The following is a 3,480-nucleotide window of genomic DNA, read 5'->3' as shown; positions in this document are numbered from 1 at the left end:
TTTTAAGCGTCTTAATTGCGCTTCCATATCCTTTTTAGTCCATTTGGCGGCGAATTGCTGAAATCCCCACCCCACAACCGGATTAGGAATCGCAAACTCAAAACGATTGATTAGACAAGTGCCGCCATCATTGGGTTGACATTCCCAGCGATCGCATCCGCGAAAAAAGCCTTCAAATTGCCAGACAATTAATCCCGGTTCCCTCTCAATTACCGTACTTTTTAGCGTTGGCTGAATTAGGGGGATTTGAATCAAAAAACGACTTCTCCCACCGATATCGGTCTTCCAATCGCCGATAGGTTCACAAACTAACACCGGATTCAACCAACGACGCATTAACTCTAAATCCGTGATACAACGCTCTACCGTCGTCGCACTAGCTTTAATCTGAATTGATTGTTCAAATACTTGACAAGATGACATTGATCTGCTTATAAATTGCTGGCTGGAATTAAATATAAGATGAACGTAGGTTGGGCTTCGGCCGTGAGATCAGCCGAACGGTTGAAGCATGAAACCCAACGCCTGCATGGGTTACGCTACCGCTAACCCATCCTACAAATAATTGTGCCTCCCTACTTAAATTGCTGGCTGAGAATTATCGGTAGTCGGACAAAAATAAAGTTAACTGTTTAGACAAGGCAACAGTAAGGGTTTTGTACTTCGTTACATTTCTTAACATAGTCTTGTTTATAGCCTTTCTCATCAAGATGAAGTGTAACCTAATTTGCTATGGACGACCGGCTACCGACTCCCCAAAACGAAAACTTCCTACCTCACCATTAAGATAACTGCTCTCAAGCTCATTTTTTCACTAGCTTGGGCAACTCTCGAAAACGTTGGCGTAATCTCTCAATATTAGCCGATTTCCCGCCATAACGCCAATCAACGTAGGCGCGAGCAATTTCCTCGATAATATTCGCCACTGGCGGCGGTTGGACGCTGCGGACGGCGGCGGCGTATTCTAAAGGGGTTTGAGCGGGATGTTTGCCATAACCAGCTTCTGTTAAGATTCCTAACATTTGCTGGTATAAACGCTCGATCGGTGGTAGTTTTGCTAACCTGCGACTCCTACGCCAACGATGGAACTGTCCCCATCCTAACCAACCAGCGTAAGCGAAGACGACCCCGACTAAACCGCCGAGAATTCCCCCTAAAAGACTGCCGGAAATAAAGCGCCATAACCATGCCAATAACTTACCGATGGTAACGATAACATTTTCCCAAATCAGACCGAGAAAACCCGTTACTGGAGAGGGCAACCATCCGGCTACCCATTGCCAAAATTGCTTGAGGACGCTAAAAGGTTCCGCTTCCTCAAAGGATGGGGGAATTAATTCGTGGCCTGGGATAGGATCGAAAGTGTACCAACCGTAACCAGGGAAAAACACCTCTGTGATGGCGTAAGCGTCCGTATTTTGGACAACATAAAAGCCAGTGAAAGGATTAAACTGGCCAGGGGCAAAACCGGTGGCTAATCGGGCAGGAATACCGATCGATCGTAACATAATCGTTAACACGCTGGAAAAATGATCGGCGTAACCCCCCTGAAAACGAAACAAAAAGGCCGAGACTAAATCCTCATTTTCGGCTAAAAAGGGCAAATCGGTTTTTAATTCATAGTTTTGCTTTAATGCTTGGGCTAAATATAGGGCCTTCTCGTAGGGAGAGGTTAACGGTGTGGGAGATTTTGCCAGCAATTCCTCGGTTTTTCGGCGGACTTTCGGGGCAATTTCGGCAGGAATTTGTAAATAATACTTGAGAATAGACTTAGGGTAGGTTTCTGGGGCCGCTCGCAGTTGGCTGCGATTGCGTTCCGGCACTTGTGAGATTACAGTATAAGTTAGCCCTTCCGCTAACCCTCCCGGCGACCTTAAGCTATTTTCTCGGTCCAAAGATACCTGTCGAGTGGGAAAAAAGAGAAACTGGGGCGAAGTAAGAGCAGGGATAATATTCGGTAAACTGGAGACAATGCTGTAGGTTTGGACTACCTGATGGGTTTTGGCTTGGGTTGCGGGTAACGGCACAAAAAAGCGATAGGACCAACTACTGCGATTTAAATCCTCTAATTCTTGATCTCGCGAGATTTGCCACCCTTGACCAGTATAGCGATCAAAGGCCATGGCGCGCCAGAATCCGGGGGCTTGAGAACGTACCCGCATGACTATTTCTGGAGTCATACTTCCCCGCAAATTTTGGTTCATTTGGCTGTTAAAACCGTAATAAAAGGTAGTATCTAGCTGTCCTGACCCTGTAGTGGGACTATTCCCGCCATTTACGCCACCATTCCCCGTTTCACCCTCGCGCACATAGCCGGGGTTAACGATTTGTCTGTCTCCCTGTTCAAAATCCTGATTTTCCATACCTGCTGGACTATTGACGGGAAAAGATTGAATTTGATAACCCGGAAAACGCGGCATCAGAGCAAAAATTGTCAATCCCAAGAGGAGAATTGTCAGAAAGAAAATTCCGAAACGTTTGGGAGAAAGGGGAGAATTTTGCAGGGAAACTAATTTTTTTGTGGCTAGACGGGGGGGTTTCTTTGAGAAGAAAGGGAGACTCTGATTGAGATTATCTAAACCTAAACGAGAACGATAGTCTAAAACTAGGGTAGGTAGGGATAAAAGCAGAAAGAGGATTAACCAAGGCGCAAAAGCAAGGGTTTGAGAGATTGTCCCAGCGACTCCCAAGAGAATTAAACCGATTACCATAGAATAACCTAAGTCTTTGCGTCGGGGCAGGTCAAAACTATGGAGAATTTGCAATTGAATTAATAATTGTGTTAGAGCAATGCGACTATCCTGCATCGCAACGATATTACCCAAGAATAGCGCCAACACTACCAACATTCCGATCGCTATACAAAATTTTGCCCCGATATTGCGCTTTTTCCTGCGTCGCCAACTCCAGATTCCGCCGATAATACTGAGAGGAACAGCCCAAATACTGGTATAACTATCGGTAGCCACATCGGTGGCGATAATACCCACGATTACTAAAGCTTGCACCAGAATTCTTAAAATAATCGATTCCTCGGTTTCCGGCAAGGGAGAAGATTCTATCTTTTGCCAGAGGGTTTTGAAAGAAGGTCTTGGACGAGCGGCACTGCTAACCATAGGGTAAATTGGGAGAAGGATCAAAAAGTTAATTTTATGTTTCCCAGTTCTAATCTCGATCGCTCCATGAAGTAAAGTGGATTTTAGATGTCAGGAGATGGGGAGATAGGGAGATGGGGAGATAGGGAGATGGGGAGATGGGGAGATAGGGAGATAGGGAGATGGGGAGATAGGGAGATGGGGAGATAGGGAGATGGGGAGATAGGGAGAAAAAAGCTGATGACTGATGACTGATGACTGATAATTGATGACTGATAACTGATAACTGATTACTGATTACTGACCTATGATAGCCGTTGCCAAGCCTGAAATTTTACCGTTACTTCATCCCCTGATTGGACAATTAGCCACAGCAATTCTGTCC

The 3,480-nt window shown here is 45.5% G+C and carries 2 protein-coding genes and 1 pseudogene; 1 reads left to right on the top strand and 2 read right to left on the bottom strand.

Annotation, left to right across the window (positions count from 1 at the left end):
• On the bottom strand, positions 1 to 423 hold a 423-nt coding region (locus IQ242_RS19900), incomplete at its 3' end, for an SRPBCC family protein (protein WP_193961154.1).
• Positions 424 to 803: 380 nt separating this feature from the next.
• Positions 804 to 3,116, bottom strand: coding sequence for a DUF4129 domain-containing transglutaminase family protein (locus IQ242_RS19895; protein ID WP_193961153.1), 2,313 nt, complete (start codon positions 3,114 to 3,116; stop codon positions 804 to 806).
• Positions 3,117 to 3,402: 286 nt separating this feature from the next.
• On the opposite strand from IQ242_RS19895, the pseudogene IQ242_RS26390 reads away from it, so the two are divergent.
• Positions 3,403 to 3,480, top strand: a pseudogene (locus IQ242_RS26390) (phycocyanobilin:ferredoxin oxidoreductase); the annotation flags it as partial.

The sequence above is a fragment of the Microcystis sp. LEGE 08355 genome (assembly GCF_015207185.1).
Classification (GTDB): Bacteria; Cyanobacteriota; Cyanobacteriia; order Cyanobacteriales; family Microcystaceae; genus Microcystis; species Microcystis panniformis.
Note: the sequence above shows the minus strand (reverse complement) of the source record. Positions and strands in the feature narration are given on the sequence as shown.

Excerpts from the sequence above, each read along its gene's own strand:
- IQ242_RS19895 (WP_193961153.1), bottom strand. The coding sequence starts at position 3,116 with ATGGTTAGCAGTGCCGCTCGTCCAAGACCTTCTTTCAAAACCCTCTGG.